Source organism: Micromonospora sp. CPCC 206061 (assembly GCF_036906915.1).
GTDB lineage: Bacteria > Actinomycetota > Actinomycetes > Mycobacteriales > Micromonosporaceae > Phytohabitans.
On sequence record NZ_JBAKHX010000050.1, the window covers coordinates 1 to 16,266 of the forward strand.

Consider the following 16,266-nt stretch of genomic DNA (forward strand, 5'->3'; position numbering starts at 1 on the left):
TCACAGGCGCCACCAAACCGAAACGCGTCAAACGGACACCACGACCTTAAGTCACCGGTATTGGGCCTAGGCTGGGGGTATGCCGGCGGCGGAGCGTCCCATCATGTTCGGCGCACCGGCGCCACCGGGTGACCTGCTGCCGTGGGAGTGGGCGGAGCGGCGGCTGGTGGCGGCTCGCAACTACTGGATCGCGAGCACACGACCGGGTGGACGCCCGCACTGCCGGCCGGTGTGGGGTGTGTGGCTGGCGGGCGGGTTCTGGTTCAGCACGGGGTCGCTGGCGCGGCACAATCTCGCGGCTGTGCCGGAAATCAGCGTGCACCTGGAGAGCGGCGACGAGGTGGTGATCGTCGAAGGCGTCGCGGAGCGGGTCGGCGGCGCCGAGCGGCTGGGCGAGTTCGTCGTCGACTACAACGCCAAGTACGGGTGGGACATGGCGCCGTCACTTGACGGTGTGGCGGATTCGTCGGGCGCGTCCGGGCCGGCGTACCGGGTCGCGCCGCGCGTCGTCTTCGGGTGGGAGCCCGACATGCGCGCTCCCACGCGGTGGTCTTTTCGGCCCTAGGGCAGCGCCACCACGCGGACCGAGTACGACGGTGTTTCGGCGGGCTCTTCGCGGTAGGAGATCTGCCGGATCTGGCGGTCGTCGGCGTACAGGGCCACGTCGGCGAGCACGCCGAGGTGTGCGAGCCGCACGCCGTACTGCCAGCGCTTGTCCTGGAGCACGTCGGCGATGCCGCCGAGGAAGTTGGTGGCATCGCCGGAGTGGTGCTCGGGTGGGCGGCGCAGCACGACCTCGAGCGCGACGGGGTCGGTGAGCGGGGTCCAGCCGGTGTGCTGAGCCGCCGTACAGGCCGCGCGTAACAGGGCACGGACCCGACCGGCCTGCCGGTGGCCGGCCGAGAAAATGGAGAGAGCGCCGTCCTTGAGCGGCGGCATCCCGGGGACGTCGAACGACAGCGTGAGTGTCCCGATGTCCGACACGGTGTACCTCCTCTTCGCTGACGATCATGCCCGGGATCGTCGAGCGGGGCGTGGTTTTCCGCGAAAGGTGTCGACGTCGGCGGCGACTCCGCGATTTGACCGTACCGACGCGGTTCGCCCCGGGGACAGCAGCCGTTTGTGCACAGTTCGCGACCAAGGTTTGTGAGACTGGGTGTTATGTCCTTAATGCGAGCGTGCCGAGGTTTGGTGTCCGGCTTCGTGGGGGAGACAGGTGATCGGCATCCGACCGGAGGGAGGCGGAGTCGGTGGTGACACACACAGGCACGTGGGTGCGAGCGACCGCGGCGGCGGTCGCGCTCCTCTTGTTAGGACCGATGACGGCGTGCGGTTCCGACGAGAGTGGCGTACCCACCATCAACTTCTATTACGCACAGGAACAGAACTTGCAGAAGGTGGTCGACGACTGCAATGCCGAAGCGGCCGGCAAGTACCGCATCTCGTACCAGGTACTGCCGCGTGGCGCCGACGACCAGCGGGTGCAGATGGTGCGCCGGCTCGCGGCCGAAGACAGCGGGATGGACGTGCTGGGGCTCGACATCACGTGGACGCAGGAGTTCGCCAGCGCCGACTGGATCCTCGAATGGACCGGCGCCAACAAGTCCGAGGCCGAGCAGGGCACGCTCGCCGGGCCGCTGGAAAGCGCCGAGTATGAGGGGAAGCTGTACGCGGCGCCGAAAAACACCAACGTTCAGTTGCTCTGGTACCGCACGGACCTGGTGCCACAGCCGCCAACGACGTGGGACGAGATGATCCAGCAGGCGCTGGACCTCAAGCAGCAGGGCAAGCCGTACCAGGTCATCACGATGGGCGCCCAGTACGAGGGGCTGGTCGTGCTCTACAACACGCTCGTCGCGAGCGCCGGCGGCCACATCCTCAACGACGACGGCACCAAGGCCGTCTTTGACGAGGGCGCGGTGCGCGGGCTGGAGATCCTGCAGAGGTTCGCCTCCGCGGGCGTGACACATCCGTCGTTCACGAACACCATCGAAGACGACGCGCGGTTGCAGTTCCAGAACGGCGAGGGGGCGTTCCAGCTCAACTGGCCGTTCGTCTACCCGGCCATGCAGGAGGGCGCGCCGGACCTCGCCGCGAAGGTGCGATGGGCGCGCTACCCGGGCGTCGATTCTGGTACCCCCAGCAAAGTCACCATCGGCGGATACAACCTGGCGGTGTCGAAGTACTCCAAGCACCCGGACCTCGCCTTCGAAGCCGCCCTGTGCCTGCGCAACGCGGAACACCAGAAGTTCTCGGCCATCAACGACGGCGTACCGCCCACCATCGAAAGTGTCTACAACGACCCGGAGATGACGAAGGCGTACCCGATGAAGGACGAGATCCTGGCCGAGCTGCGCGACGCGGCCAACCGCCCACTCACGCCCGCCTATCAGAACGTCTCCACAGTGATGTCGGCGACGCTGTCGCCGCCCGCGTCGATCGAGGAGGAGAAGACAGCCAAGGAGCTGCGTGGGTCCATTCAGGACGCACTGGAGTCGAAGGGGGTGCTCCCATGACGGTGCGGCCGTCCGAAGGCAAGCGGGCCGAGTGGCGGCTCGGCTGGCTGCTGTGCGCGCCAGCCGCGATCGTCATGGTGGCGGTCACCGCGTATCCGATCCTGTACTCGGTCTGGCTCTCGATGCAGCGTTTCGACCTGAAGTTCCCCGACGAGCGGGAGTTCGTCGGGCTGTCCAACTACATCACGGTGCTGAGCAACGAGTACTGGTGGACCGCGTTCGGCGTCACGATGCTCATCACCGTCGTGTCGGTTGCGGTCGAGCTCGTGCTCGGCATGGGGCTCGCCGTCGTCATGCACCGCACGCTCGTCGGGCGCGGCCTGGTGCGTACATCGGCGCTGATCCCGTACGGCATCGTGACGGTGGTCGCGGCGTTCTCCTGGCGGTACGCGTGGACGCCGGGCACCGGGTATCTGGCGAACCTGTTCACCGATGGGGCCCCTCTGACCGAGCGGGCAAGCTCGCTAGCCATCATCATCCTGGCCGAGATCTGGAAGACCACGCCGTTCATGGCGCTGCTGCTGCTCGCCGGGCTGGCGCTGGTGCCTGATGATCTGCTCAAGGCCGCGTCGATGGACGGCGCGACCGCGTGGCAGCGCTTTGTCAAGGTGACGCTGCCGGTGATGAAGCCGGCCATCCTGGTGGCGCTGCTGTTTCGCACCCTCGACGCGTTCCGCGTGTTCGACAACATCTACGTGCTGACCGCCGGCGCCAACGAGACGTCGTCGGTGTCCATGCTCGCCTACAACAACCTGTTGCGCGGGTTGAACCTCGGCATCGGCTCGACGATGTCGGTACTCATCTTCATCACCGTGGCAATCATGGCGTTCATCTTCGTGAAGCTGTTTGGCACGGCCGCTCCCGGCAGCCGCGACGAGGGGAGGCGCTGAGATGGAGACTCGTACCGCCAAGTGGCGTTGGGGACTTCTGGACGCGGTCGTGGTGGTTTTCGCGCTGTTTCCGGTGCTGTGGATCGTGTCGCTGTCGTTCAAGTCGACGGCCACGCTGACCGACGGCAACTTCATCCCTCGCGAGTGGACACTGGAGAACTACCGCACCATATTCGAGACCGACCAGTTCGTGCGGGCGCTCGTAAACTCGATCGGCATCGCGCTCATCTCCACCACCATCGCGGTGGTACTGGGCACGATGGCGGCGTACGCGGTGGCCCGGCTGGACTTCCCGGGCAAGGGCACGCTGGTCGGCGTCTCACTGCTCATCGCGATGTTTCCCCAGGTGTCACTGGTGTCGCCGCTGTTCGACATCGAGCGGCAGCTTGGCATCTTCGACACGTGGCCGGGGCTGATCCTGCCGTACATCACGTTCTCGCTACCGCTGGCCATCTACACGCTGTCGGCCTTCTTCAAGCAGATCCCGTGGGACCTGGAGAAGGCGGCCAAGATGGACGGTGCTACCCAGGCACAGGCGTTCCGCAAGGTGATCGCTCCACTGGCCGCGCCGGGCGTGTTCACCAGCGCGATCCTCGTGTTCATCTTCTGCTGGAACGACTTCCTCTTCGCCATCTCGCTGACCTCGACGGAACGGTCCCGTACCGTGCCGGCGGCGCTGTCGTTCTTCACCGGCGCGTCCCAGTTCGAGGACCCCACGGGCGCGATCTCGGCGGCCGCCGTCGTGATCACGATCCCGATCATCCTGTTCGTACTGTTCTTCCAACGCCGGATCGTCGCGGGCCTGACGTCCGGCGCGGTTAAGGGGTGACTCATGGCCGACATCGTGCTGGAGAAGGTCAGCAAGAAGTACCCGGACGGCACCGTCGCGGTCCGCGACGTCGACCTCGAGATCGCCGACGGCGAGTTCGTGATCCTGGTCGGTCCGTCGGGCTGCGGTAAGTCCACGATCCTCAACATGATCGCCGGGCTGGAGGACATCAGCTCGGGTGACCTGCGCATCGACGGCGAACGCGTCAACGACAAGGCGCCGCGCGACCGTGACATCGCGATGGTGTTCCAGTCCTACGCCCTGTACCCCAACATGACCGTGCGGGAGAACATGGCGTTTCCGCTGCGGCTGGCCAAGCTCGACAAGGCCACCATCGACCAGAAGGTGAGCGACGCGGCCAAGGTACTGGAGCTAAACCAGCTGCTCGACCGCAAACCCGCCAACTTGTCGGGTGGGCAGCGGCAGCGCGTCGCCATGGGACGGGCGATCGTGCGCAATCCCAAGGCGTTCCTCATGGACGAGCCACTGTCCAACTTGGATGCGAAGCTGCGGGTGCAGATGCGTACCGTCGTGTCGCGGCTCCAGCGGCGGCTCGGCACCACCACCGTGTACGTCACCCACGACCAGACCGAGGCGATGACGCTCGGCGACCGGGTGGTCATCGTGCGGGCCGGCGCGATCCAGCAGGTCGGCGAGCCGCAGCAGCTGTACGACCACCCGGAAAATCTGTTCGTGGCCGGGTTCATCGGGTCTCCGTCGATGAACTTCCTGCACGCGTCGGTGGCGGACGGCCGCCTGCGTACCGCCCTGGGTGACCTGCCTATCGGGTCCCGGATACGTGGTCTTCTGTCGGACGCGCCCGAGGACTTGATCATCGGGATCCGGCCGGAGCACTTCGAGGACGCGGCGCTGGTCGACGACGAGACGCGGGCGCGGGGTGCGCAGTTCGAGGCTCCCGTCGAACTGGTCGAGTCGATGGGGTCGGACAAGTACGTGTACTTCACCGTCGAGGGGGAGCGGGCCACGTCGGCTGAGCTGGAGGAGCTGGCGGCGGACGCGGGCGCGTCCGACCTGCCGACCGGCGGCGGGGCGAACCTGGTGACGCGGCTGTCGGCGGAGTCGGCGGTGAAGGAGGGTGAGAACTGGCGGGTGTGGGTCAACCTGGAGAAGATTCACCTGTTCGACCCGTCAAACGGCCGGAACCTGACCCTGCACGAGGGCCGCGCTGCGGGGGTGGCGGCGGAGTAGCGGCGCGGCCTGCCGCGCCCCCGGCTGGCCTCGTCGATCAAGGGCATTAGCAACGATCAAGGGCAAACGCACGTGGAAAAGAGATCGAACCACGTGCGTTTGCCCTTGATCGACGGGGCGAGGGGCGGGACGGGGGAGGGGGCGGGGCGGGGGTTGGGAGAGGGGGCGGTTAGTTGGCGCTGGCTAGGCGGTGGGTGGTGCGGGAGGACGGGTAGGGGATCAGGTTGTCGGTCGGGGAGGGGAGGGAGGGGGCGCTCTCGCCGTGCAGTACGCGGCCGTAGCTCAGCATCCCGTCGACCAGCAGCCGCACGTCTTCGATCGGGCGGACCACGAACCGCAGGAACTGGCTGGTCATGCCGAGCTTGTTGCCGCACTCCCGGACGAAGAGCCCGTGCCGGGTGAGCAGGAAGTCGCGCAGGGCGACCCCGCTCCACCCGGTGGGCAGCTTGACCAGCAGGAAGTTGCCCTGCGAGGGGAAGACGGTCAAGCCGGGAATGCGGGCCAGTTCGTCGGCCATCTGGTACCGGTCCCGGGCGAGCAGGCGCAGGCTCTCCCGATACTCGGTGTCGTAGTCCTGGATCATGTGCACGACGGTCTCGGCGAGCGAGTTCAGGTTCCACTTCGGCAGGATCTTGGCGATCTTGCCTGCGATGCCGGGGTTGGCCACCAGGTATCCGAACCGGATGCCGTGCAGCCCGAAGTTCTTGCCCAGGCTCTTGAGAACCACGACGTTCGGGCGGATCGCCGCGTCGGGGCCGACCGACGGCTGCCGCTCGGCCTCGACGAAGTCGATGAACGACTCGTCCACCACCACGAGGTCCAGGTCGCCGAGCGCGTCGACGAAGCGCAGCACCTCCCGGCGCGGCAGGAACCCGCCGTCCGGGTTGTTCGGGTTGCAGATGACCGCCACCCGGGAGCCGCGGGCGCGGATGAACGCCACGTACTCCTCCAGGTCCAGCGCGTACCCCTCGGACTCCTGCAACGGGTACATGTCGACCCGCTTCCCGGTCTCCAGCGGCTGGTCGGTCCAGCGACCGAACGTCGGGATCGGGATCGCGATGCTCTCCTTGATCATCAGGTGGTCGAGCCACGTGATGAGCTCCGTCGAGCCGTTGGCCATCGCCACCGTCTGCGGGTGCAGCCCGAGCACGCTGCACAGCTTGTTGGTGATCGAGCCGGAGTCGCTCGGGTAGTACTTGAGGATCGACTCCAGGTTCTGGGCCAGGTGCGCGAACATCTCCGGCGTTGGGAAGTACGGGTTGCACGGGATACAGAAGTCGACAAGCGGGGCACCGCTGTCGCCCATGCTCCTGTTCAGAGCGAACACCGACGGGCTGTGCGCGCCTGTACGAAGCAGTCCCAGATCGACGCTGCCGTGACGCACGGGTCCTCCTCAGGTGGGCGATGTCGTGCAGCGGTACGGCCCGGTCGATTGGACTAGTTCAAACTCTCACCAGGTTTAAGGCCCGGCTAAGCCAGCTCCGAGGTGAGGGTCGCAGCTGTGCTTGCTTCCTTCGCGCCGCGCACCGACTTCGTCGGGCCGTGGTCGGGGAGGTGGGCGGGCAGTCCAGGCGCCGCCGGCCCCAGGGCCAGGTGAGCCAGCAGGTCCTGGAGCACGGCGACACCGTCTTCGCTCAGCACAGACTCCGGGTGGAACTGGAGTCCCGCGAAAGCCGGCCCGCGCAGCCCGTGTACCGCCGCGTCGAGCGGGTCACGCGCGATCTCCACCTTCCCGTAGGGCGTGTCGACCGAGTCCGCGAGAGAAAGCGCCGTGAACGTAGAGTAGAACCCGACCCGCCGGCGCGCGCCGAACAGGTCGATCTCCCGCTGTAGGCCCTGGTAGGGCGCGTCGCGGCGGTGCAGCGTCAGGCCGAGTAGCCCGCACAACAGCTGGTGGCCGAGGCAGACGGCGAGCAGCGCCTTGCCGCTGTCGAGGCGGTCGGCGATGACCCGCCGCATAGCGGCCATCTTGGGGTCGTCGTGAAGCGTCGGGTCGCCAGGCCCAGGACCGACGATGACCAGGTCGAACTCATCGAGGGGTTCGACAACAGACCATGGACGCAGCGTCACCGACAGGCCCAGCGCCCGAAGCTGGTGCGCCAGCATCCCCGTGAACGTGTCCTCACCGTCCACGATCAGCACCCGGGGCCCGGCGATCGGCGGGGAGGGCGGGCGCTCCTCCAGCCAGAACCGCGCCAGGTGCGCGTTGCGGGCCGCCAGCGCCGCCCGTACCTGCGGGTCCTGCGCCAGCCCCGCGACGGCCGCGGGAGAGCGCGGCGACGCCGGGCGCAGGCCCAGAGCGGCCAGGACCCCAGCGGCCTTCGCGTACGTCTCGGCCACCTCGCCGGCGGTCGTCGAATGGCGTACCAGGGTGGCGCCCACCGGCACCCGGACCACCCCGTCGGGCGTGAACTCGGCCGTGCGGATCAGGATCGGCGCGTCCAAGGTCTGCCGGCCGGCCTCGTCGTGGCCAAGCAGCGCCAGCACCGCCGCGTAGTACCGCCGGCCGCGCCGCTCGTGGCGGGCGATCACCCGGCACGCGTTTTCGATCGGGCTGCCGGTCACCGTCGGCGCGAACATGGTCTCGCGCAGCACGTCCCGTACGTCCAGCGAGCCCCGCCCGGCCAGCAGGTACTCCGTGTGCGTCAGGTGCGCCATCTCCTTCAGGTACGGCCCGACCACCTGGCCGCCGCGCTCCGCGACCGTGGCCATCATCTTCAGCTCCTCGTCGAGCACCATGTACAGCTCGTCGACCTCCTTGGGGTCGGCGAGGAACCGCAGCAGTTCGTCGCGGTCGGGCGGCCCATCGGGGTGGCGGAACGTGCCGCTGATCGGGTTCATCATCACGAGCCCGTCTTCGACGCTGACGTGCCGTTCGGGGGTGGCGCCGACCATCGTCCGCTCGCCGGTGTGCACCAGGAACGTCCAGTAGGCCCCCTTCTCGCCCACCAGCAGCCGCCGGAACGCGGCCAGGGCGGCCCGCAACGGCTGCTCGACGCGGGCCGTGTACGTGCGGTGGATGACGAAGTTGGCACCCTCCCCGCGCCCGATCTCGTCCCGCAGCACCGTGTCGACTGTGCCGGCGTACTCGTCGTCGGGGATGTCGAACGCGCCGCCGTACGCGCGCACCTCGTCAGACGGCAGGGCGGCGAGGGCGGCGTCGAGCGGCACCTCCGCCCGGGAGGAGATCAGCAGGCACTCCAGCGGGGCGCCGTCGTCGACGCACGCGAAGCCGCGCTCCATGATCTGCCGGTACGGGACGAGCGCGAGCGTCCGCGGCCCTGGTGAGCCGGGTGGGAGGGGGATATCGGCGAGCCGGTCGACGGTCGTGACCGTACTGGCCGAGCCCGTGTACACCTCGATGTGGTCCGCGCCTTCGCGGCGCAGCAGCGCGAAAGGGCGTGGTTGCGATTCGGCGGTTTGTGCGGTGATCAGTTCGGTGATCAGATCCATGTCGTCCATTCCTCGGGGCCGGGGGGCCGCTCGGGGCGGACAGCCGGTCCGTCAAAATGAACGGCGGCCGCCTCGCTGGGCGGCCGCGTTGGTAAGTGCTACGCGCGGGTGGGATGGGCCGCCAGTGTGGCGGGCCACCAGGAGTGCAATCGCGCGAGCATGGGCAGCAGCGTAGCAGGCCGCCGATTAGGGTGGCGAACGATGAGCATCCTCGCGCTTGACCTCGGCACGTCGTCGGTACGCGGACTGGTGCTGGACGCTGAGTTGGCTGGCGCTCGCTCCGCTCACGCGGACCCCGGGGCCTCCAATGCGTCGCCTTCCCTCGCGCCGCGCACCGACTTCGTCGGGCCGTGGTCGGGGAGGTGGGCGGGCAGTCCAGGCGACGCCGGCCCCGGTGTCGCCGCGCCGCGGTCCGAAGCGCTCGCGCGGCGGAAGGTCGCGGTCGTCGTCGACGACGACGGCGCCGCGACGATCGACGCGCCGGCCTACCTGGCCGCGCTGGTCGAGTGCCTGGACGAGCTGGCGGCAGCCGGCCGGCTCGACGGGGTCACGCTGGTGGCGGCGTCGTCGCAGTGGCACTCGGTGCTGCCTGTCGATGCGGCCGGCGCTCCGCTTGGCCCGCTGGTGACGTGGCTCGACACCCGGCCAGCCCCGCTGCCCGGCGTGACCGGCCCGGCCGACGCCGACGCGTTCCACCAGCGCACCGGCGCGTGGTGGCACCGCTTCTACTGGACGGTCAAGCTGCCGTGGCTGCGCGCGGCTTCCGGCAGCGCGCCGGCACGCTTCCTGGGACTGCCCGAGTACGCGCTCGGCGAGCTGCTCGGCGACGCGTCGATGTCGGTCTCGCAGGCCTCCGGCACCGGGCTGCTCGACATCGGCGCGCTCGACTGGGACGGCGAGGCGTGCGCACTGGCCGGTGCCCGCCCCGGCGAGCTGCCCGCGCTCGCGCCCAGCGACTGGCAGGGGCGGTTGCGGCCGGAGTACGCGAAACGGTGGCCGGCGCTGCGCGACGCGGTGTGGGCGCCGCCGACCGGCGACGGCGCCGCCTCGAACGTCGGCTCGGGCTGCGAAGACCCGACCCGGGCCGCGGTCACGGTGGGCACGTCGGCGGCCGTGCGGCTCGTCCAGGCAGCCCCACCAGGTACGCCGTTGCCGCCGCTGCCGCACACGCTGTGGCGGTACCGGGTCGACCACGAGCGGGTCGTCACCGGCACCGCGTACTCGGCGGGCGGCAACCTCTACGAGTGGGCGCGGCGCGAGCTGCGACTGCCCGAGGGGGCGGCGCTGGAGGAGGCGCTCGCCGCCGTCGAACCCGGCGGGGAGGTGCGTGCCGACCCGCGGCTGGGCGGCGACCGGCCACCCGGGCTGGCGCCGGCCGGGTCCGGTGTGCTGGGCGGGATCGGCTTCGCCACCAGCGCCGTGGAGATATTCGCCGGGCTCATGGACGGTGTGTGCGGCATGGTGGCGCGTGACCTGGCGACGATCGAGTCCACTGTCGACAGTACAGTCGAAGTGGTGCTCGGAGGCGGAGCTGTCGCCGCTTCAGCATGGTGGCGGCGGGCCTTCCAAACGGCCCTCGCGCCGAGGGCCGTGCGGCACGTGATCAACCCTGAGGTGGGTGCCACGGGCGCGGCGCTCGTCGCGTTGCGTGGATTCCCGCAAATCGTACGGATGGGGGAGGGTGGCTCACCGGGATCGGCAAGATCCGGTCAGCCGCAGTATCCTTCGTGAGCCCAGCCCCGGTGGCGGCGTTGACAGTGGGCGGTCGGCTGATTGGATGGACTGGCTCTCCGGGGATTCCAGCGGCCGGCGGATGTAAGGGGGAGGCGTGATAGGTGCTGCCCCGGAACCGTCTGACCGGACGGTTCCGAACCATCGCCGAAAGTTGGATGTCCGGGTTATCCCGCATCGTCGACGTTCGCGCGTACGGGTACGCGACTGGCGGATGCGCACGAAGCTCGCCACCGTGCTGGTCGTCCCGTCGCTGGCGTTCATGGTCGTCGCGGGGGTGCAGACGTTTTCGCTGATCGGCCAGGCGACCGTGCTCGACGAGTTCGCCGACGAGGTAGCGGTCGGCCAGCAGATCACCACGCTGGTGCACGACCTGCAGACCGAGCGTGACCGCACGGCCGGTGACCTGGCCGGGCTGGTCGCCGACAAGATGACCAGCGCCCAGGTCGAAGCCGACCTCCAGCAGTACCAGGAGGTCTCCGACCGGTCGGCCAGCGAGTTCCGCTCGGCCGCCGACCCGCTCGCCAACGGGCCTGCCGCCTGGCGCACCTCGTACAACCGCGCCACCGACGCGCTCGACGACCTCGGCACGCTGCGCGGCTCGGTGTCCAGTGGCGCCGTCAGCGCCCAGACCGTGTTCGACACGTACACGCGCAGCATCGACGCGCTGCTCACGCTGCTCGCCCAGCCCACGCCCGGCGTGGAGCGGCCCGAGCTCAACGAGATCGTGGTGCGGTACGTCGAGCTGGCCCGCATCAAGGAGATCAGCTCCCAGCTGCGCGCCAAGCTCTTCGCCGCCGCCAGCGCCGGCCGGTACGGCGCCACCGACCAGGTCGAGCTGACCGACCTGCGGGCCCAGCAGCTCGCCGCGGTCGCCGACTTCCAGGTCGCGGCCACCGACGACCAGCTCCAGCGGTACGAGCGGACTGCCCGCGACGACAAGTTCGCCGCCGCCGTGGCAATGGAGCAGACCACGACCCCCAGCAGCACCGGCGTGGCCGTACTCGATCCGTTCCGCTGGTGGTCGATCAGCGAGGACCGGCACGACCTGCTGCGCGAGGTCGAGCGCGGGGTGCTCGGCGACGCGGTCGACGAGGCCAACTCGCGCAGCGGCGCCCAGCTGCGCACCACCATCCTGGTCGCGGGCGCGGTCCTGATCGTGCTGGTCAGCGCGTTGCTCATCTCGGTCGCCATCGGCCGGTCGATCGCCCGGTCCCTGCGGGTGCTGCGCAGGCACGCGCTACACGTCGCCCAGCAGGAGCTGCCCGACGCGCTAGAACGGCTGCGCGCCGTCAACGTCGGCGTGCCCAACATCGAGGTCTCCCAGTCGGCCGTCAGCTCCATGGACGAGGTCGGCGAGGTGTCCGACGCGTTCGTCGCCGTACATCGCAGCGCCGTCAACCTGGCCATCGAGCAGGCCGCCATGCGGCGCAACGTCAACGCCATGTTCGTCAACCTGGCCCGCCGCAGCCAGGTCCTCGTCGAACGGCAGCTCGAACTCCTCGACGAGCTGGAGAAGAGCGAGGTCGACCCCGACCAGCTCGCCAACCTGTTCAAGCTCGACCACCTCGCCGCGCGCATGCGACGCAACGACGAGAGCCTGCTGGTGCTCGCCGGCACCGAGACGCGCCGCCGGTGGAACGAGCCCGTCGCCCTGTCGACGGTCGTGCTAGCCGCCGCCGCGGAGATCGAGGAGTACACCCGGGTCCGGCAGGACGCCCTCGACCAGGTGTGGGTCGTCGGCCACGCCGTCGCAGACCTGGTGCACCTGCTCGCCGAGCTGCTGGAAAACGCCACGCACTTCTCGCCGCCGTTCGTGCCGGTGCACATCACGGCCCAGTCCGCCCCCGGGCGCAGCGCGGTCATCGAGATCACCGACGAGGGCCTGGGCATGACCGAGAAGTCGATGCGTGAGGCCAACGCGCTGCTCGCCGAGCCGCCGGCCGCTGACGTGGCGGCGTCCGAGCGCATGGGCCACTTCGTGGTCAGCCACCTGGCCGCGCGGCACGGCATTCGAGTACAGCTCAGCGCGGCGCCCAACCGAGGGCTGGTGGCGACGGTACGGCTCGCGCCCGCCCTGCTGGCACCGGCGCCGCCGCCGCGGGAACTGCCCGAGCCGGCCGCCCGGCCGATGCTGACCGCGGTGGCGAGCGTGCCCAATTCAGTGAGTCGGGAGCTGAGGTTGAACGTGGGTCCGGCGACGGTGGGGGCTGGTGCCGTGTCTATGGCGGGGGTTGGTGCTGGGGGCAGCGCCGCAGGCCTTTCCGTCGCGCGGCGGACCCAGCCGACCCGGGCCGAAGACGTGCTCAAGTCGGCGGGCGCCACCGCGTCCGCCACCGGCAGCACATGGTGGTCGGGGGAGCCGCCAACCGGAGCCGAGCCCGAACTGGGCTCCACACCGCCACCGGCGACCCCGGTCACCGGCGGCGTACTCGCCAGCGGCCTGCCAGCGCGGGTGCCGATGGCACAACTTCCCGACCAGGCCGGGGCCCCGGCGCCGTCAGCACCCCAGGGGCTGCCGGAGCCGGACCCGGAGGCGGTCGGGAGCATGCTCGCCAGGTTCTACGGGGGAGTGCGTAGGGCGGAGGCGGAAGAGACCGACACCGCCGCGAGGCTCGTCGCGGGGCACGTGAACCAGGAGGCACGATGAGTGAGCTCAGTCAAGACGCGCGAGATCTGAGCTGGTTGGTGAGCGCGTTCGCCGACCGTACGCCCGGCGTGGCGCACGCCATCGTGGTCTCCTCCGACGGGCTGCTCGTCGCCGTGTCCGACCACCTGCCGCGCGGCCACGCCGACAAGCTGGCCGCGGTGACGTCCGGCCTGATGAGCATCACCATGGGCGCCGCATCGATGTTCGACAACGATGTGGTCAAGCAGACCGTGGTCGAGTTGGGCCGCGGATACTTCCTGGTGATGGCCATCCGGGACGGTTCGATCCTGGCGACGCTGGCGGCCGGTGACGCGGACATCGGCGTGGTCGGGTACGAGATGGCACGACTGGCCAAGCAGGCCGGCGAAATGCTGACGCCGGCGCTCCGCGCCGAACTCCAGGGCGCTCTCCCCCGCTAGCCCCTCCGGCCCGCGTGGAGCGTGGGTCAGCTGGTGGTGTTGGAGAGCAGGGGGTTCAGGGCCAGGGTCAGTTCGAATCTGGCTTCCTGGTCCAGCGAGTCCTCGGTGAAGTCGTTGATCTGTTCGAGGAGTTCGGCGGCCTCGCGGCGCAGGTCGTCGGGGTCGCGGTTGAGGGTCTGGCGCAGGTCGTCGACGCCGTCGCGCAGATCGTCCGCCGCGCCATCGTCGACCCGGCCGGCGGCGATCGCGGCTTCCAGGGTTTCTTCGACCAAGGCCACCACCTGGGCCGCCGACGTCGGTGTCGGGTCCGGCGCGGCGGTGGTCGGTCGGGCGGGACCGGTGGCGCGGGGCGGACCGGCGGTGCCGGGCTGCTGGCTCGGCACGAACGACGCGACCGCGGCCGCGGTCAGGCCGCCGGCCAGGAGCAGGCCGGTGAGCAGCATCAGCGAGGGGCGCAGGCGGCGCCGGGGCGCGACCATGGCGCCGGGGCGTGGTGGCGGGCCGGACGGCGGCACCGCGCGGGCTATGGCGGTGCGCGGCCCGGGGGAGGGCACGCGGCCGCCGGACGGGAAGCGCGCGTCGCCGGACGGTGAGCCGCCGGGCGCCGCCGCCGCGCGGGCCACGCCGCGCTGGTACGTCGGGCCGGTGGGGCGGCGGATGTCGACCGGGCGGCGCTCCTTGGCCGGCGTGGCGGCGGCTTCGAGCGCGTCGGCGACCTGTTGGGCGCGCGGACGGCGGCTGGGGTCACGGGACAGGCAGGCGAGGCACAGCGCGGCCACGGCGGGCGGGAGGTCCGGCACCGCGGGCGGGGCGAAGGTGGGAGCCGTCCGGTGGGCGGCTTCGGCCTCGTCCCAGGTGACCACGGGCAGCGGCGGCTCGCCGGTGAGCGACTCGTAGAGCAGGGCGCCGAGGGCGTACACGTCGGCGGCGGGGTCGGGGGAGCCGGCGGTGAGCCGCTCGGGTGCGGCGTACGCGGGCGTGCCGACCAGCCACGCGCCGTCGACGTCGGGGCGGGTGCCGGAAAACGCGGCGATGCCGAAGTCGAGCACCTTCGCGCCGGTGTCGGTCAGCATGACGTTGCCGGGTTTGACGTCGCGGTGCACCACGCCCATCCGGTGGGCGGCGGCGAGCCCGGACGCGACCTGGGAGGCCATCCGTACGGCGTCGGGCCACGGCAGCGGGCCGTCGGTGAGCCGGTCGGCGAGGTTGCGCCCGTCGAGCAGTTCCATCACCAGGTACGGCACGATGGCGCCGTTACGCAGCGTTTCCTCACCGTAGTCGTACACCTGCGTGACGTGCGGGTGGGTGAGCTTGGCCGTGGCTCTGGCCTCGCGCCAGGTGGCGGCCATCAGATCGGGGTCGTCTTCGAGGGTGGCGGTGAGCGCCTTGACTGCCACCGGACGGTCGAGCACCTGGTCGATGGCCAGCCAGACCTCGGACATCCCGCCGACGCCGATCTGTTCGACGATGTCGTACCGGTCGTGCAGGAGCAGCCCGGGCGCGAACGTCATGCCGCTAAGTGTCTCCGACGTTCAGAGCAACGCCAACTGTGCCTCAAGGCGTTCACCCAGCCACGCCTCGTAACGGTCGCGTTCGGGGCCCTGCCAGCCGCGGGTCGCGCCTTCGATCGCCATGATTACGTAGAGATATGTGGTGTACAGGTTGAGCCGCCGCCGCACGCTGCTGGTCAGGGCGAACGGCGCCCCGCTGCCCTCGGCGTATCCAGCGAGTAGTTCGGGCGCGTCGGACAGGTCGCGAAATAGCGCCAGCGACACGAACTCGGCCACCGGGTCACCGAAAAATGCCCGTTCGCCGTCGATCAGACCGGTGACCCTGCCGTCGGTGTCGATGAAGACGTTGCCGTCCCACAGGTCGAAGTGGACCAGCGCCGGGCGGTCCACATCGTCCAGGACGTCGGCGTGGCGGCGCAGCAGCTCGCCGATGCGTTCGGGCGAGGTCGGCAGCGGCTTGTTCAGCCGGGACGCGTCTGCCAGCAGGTCGTCGACCATCGCGCCGAACGCCGCACGCCAGGTCGGTCGCCAACTTCGGCTCTCGCGCAGCGGGTACCCGTATCCTGGACCGGTGATCGTGTGTAGGCGGGCGGTGAGTGCCGCGATCTCCGCGCGCGCCACCGCGACCTGGGCGGCCGTCAGGCCGTCTTTGCTGGTGTTCAGGTCGGTGCCCGGCACCAGGCTGAGGAACGCGTAGTCGCTGCTGAGCAGCGCGCGGTCGAAGTCGGCGAACACCACCTCGGGCACCGGGATGCCTGCGGCCGATGCGCGGCGGTAGAACTCGGCCTCGGTGCGCATGAGGTCGACCTCGTGCGTGAGCAGGTCGAGCCCGGGCGGCGGGGCGACCTTGAGCACCAGCGGGCGTTCGTCGACGGTGAGGGCGTACGCGGCGTTGTAGGTGCCGTCGGTGAGCTCGCGCCATTCGTCGATGGCCGCGGTGGGGCCGAAGCCGCGGCGGACGAGCGCGACGAGCTCGTCCTCGGTGATCTGGCGTTTGGTTAGGCTTTCCACAGCGTCTCCTGGCAAATGTAGGGGCGCGCGCCGCGCGCCCCTACATA

Annotated in this window: 13 protein-coding genes; 8 read left to right on the top strand and 5 right to left on the bottom strand. The window is 70.0% G+C overall.

The features are described from left to right. The first annotated feature begins 79 nt into the window (after positions 1-79). Complete coding sequence (locus V6V89_RS27375) at positions 80-565, top strand: pyridoxamine 5'-phosphate oxidase family protein (RefSeq protein WP_334622314.1); 486 nt, start codon at positions 80-82, stop codon at positions 563-565. Here the strand turns inward: V6V89_RS27375 and V6V89_RS27380 are convergent. Further along, positions 562-984 (bottom strand): hypothetical protein, encoded by a 423-nt coding sequence (locus V6V89_RS27380; RefSeq protein WP_442935226.1) that lies wholly within the window; start codon positions 982-984, stop codon positions 562-564. The two genes, V6V89_RS27375 and V6V89_RS27380, sit on opposite strands and share 4 nt — an antisense overlap. Positions 985-1,250: 266 nt before the next feature. On the opposite strand from V6V89_RS27380, the gene V6V89_RS27385 reads away from it, so the two are divergent. From V6V89_RS27385 to V6V89_RS27400, 4 genes are read left to right on the top strand one after another with little or no spacing between them, the layout of a single operon-like run. Continuing rightward, complete coding sequence (locus V6V89_RS27385) at positions 1,251-2,516, top strand: ABC transporter substrate-binding protein (RefSeq protein ID WP_334622315.1); 1,266 nt, start codon at positions 1,251-1,253, stop codon at positions 2,514-2,516. Further along, positions 2,513-3,406 carry a carbohydrate ABC transporter permease gene (locus V6V89_RS27390; protein ID WP_334622316.1) on the top strand — a complete coding sequence of 298 codons (894 nt, stop codon included), beginning with the start codon at positions 2,513-2,515 and terminating at the stop codon, positions 3,404-3,406. Before V6V89_RS27385 ends, V6V89_RS27390 begins: the two co-directional genes overlap by 4 nt. Position 3,407: 1 nt before the next feature. After that, positions 3,408-4,235: a carbohydrate ABC transporter permease gene (locus tag V6V89_RS27395; protein WP_334622318.1), complete on the top strand. Its 828-nt coding sequence runs from the start codon at positions 3,408-3,410 to the stop codon at positions 4,233-4,235. A gap of 3 nt (positions 4,236-4,238) precedes the next feature. Next, the gene (locus V6V89_RS27400) at positions 4,239-5,444 is read left to right on the top strand and encodes an ABC transporter ATP-binding protein (RefSeq protein WP_334622319.1); all 1,206 of its coding nucleotides are present in this window, start codon (positions 4,239-4,241) and stop codon (positions 5,442-5,444) included. A 169-nt stretch (positions 5,445-5,613) separates the two neighbouring features. On the opposite strand, the gene V6V89_RS27405 is transcribed toward V6V89_RS27400, so the two are convergent. Together V6V89_RS27405 and V6V89_RS27410 are read right to left on the bottom strand one after the other, a co-directional pair. Continuing rightward, positions 5,614-6,828 carry a pyridoxal phosphate-dependent aminotransferase gene (locus V6V89_RS27405; protein ID WP_334622320.1) on the bottom strand — a complete coding sequence of 405 codons (1,215 nt, stop codon included), beginning with the start codon at positions 6,826-6,828 and terminating at the stop codon, positions 5,614-5,616. An 86-nt stretch (positions 6,829-6,914) separates the two neighbouring features. Next, a complete protein-coding gene (locus V6V89_RS27410) occupies positions 6,915-8,897 on the bottom strand; it encodes a chorismate-binding protein (RefSeq protein ID WP_334622321.1) in 1,983 nt (660 codons plus the stop codon). 201 nt (positions 8,898-9,098) lie between these two features. On the opposite strand from V6V89_RS27410, the gene V6V89_RS27415 reads away from it, so the two are divergent. From V6V89_RS27415 to V6V89_RS27425, 3 genes are all read left to right on the top strand, one after another. Beyond that, complete coding sequence (locus V6V89_RS27415; protein WP_334622322.1) at positions 9,099-10,628, top strand: FGGY family carbohydrate kinase; 1,530 nt, start codon at positions 9,099-9,101, stop codon at positions 10,626-10,628. 214 nt (positions 10,629-10,842) lie between these two features. Beyond that, complete coding sequence (locus V6V89_RS27420; protein ID WP_334622323.1) at positions 10,843-13,278, top strand: sensor histidine kinase; 2,436 nt, start codon at positions 10,843-10,845, stop codon at positions 13,276-13,278. After that, positions 13,275-13,697, top strand: a complete 423-nt coding sequence (locus tag V6V89_RS27425; protein ID WP_334622324.1) for a roadblock/LC7 domain-containing protein — start codon at positions 13,275-13,277, stop codon at positions 13,695-13,697. Before V6V89_RS27420 ends, V6V89_RS27425 begins: the two co-directional genes overlap by 4 nt. A gap of 26 nt (positions 13,698-13,723) precedes the next feature. Here the strand turns inward: V6V89_RS27425 and V6V89_RS27430 are convergent, their stop codons facing one another. Together V6V89_RS27430 and V6V89_RS27435 are read right to left on the bottom strand one after the other, a co-directional pair. After that, entirely contained in the window at positions 13,724-15,208 is a 1,485-nt protein-coding gene (locus V6V89_RS27430) for a protein kinase domain-containing protein (protein ID WP_334622325.1), read from the bottom strand. Positions 15,209-15,229: 21 nt separating this feature from the next. After that, positions 15,230-16,219 carry a phosphotransferase family protein gene (locus tag V6V89_RS27435; protein ID WP_334622326.1) on the bottom strand — a complete coding sequence of 330 codons (990 nt, stop codon included), beginning with the start codon at positions 16,217-16,219 and terminating at the stop codon, positions 15,230-15,232. Positions 16,220-16,266: the final 47 nt, after the last annotated feature.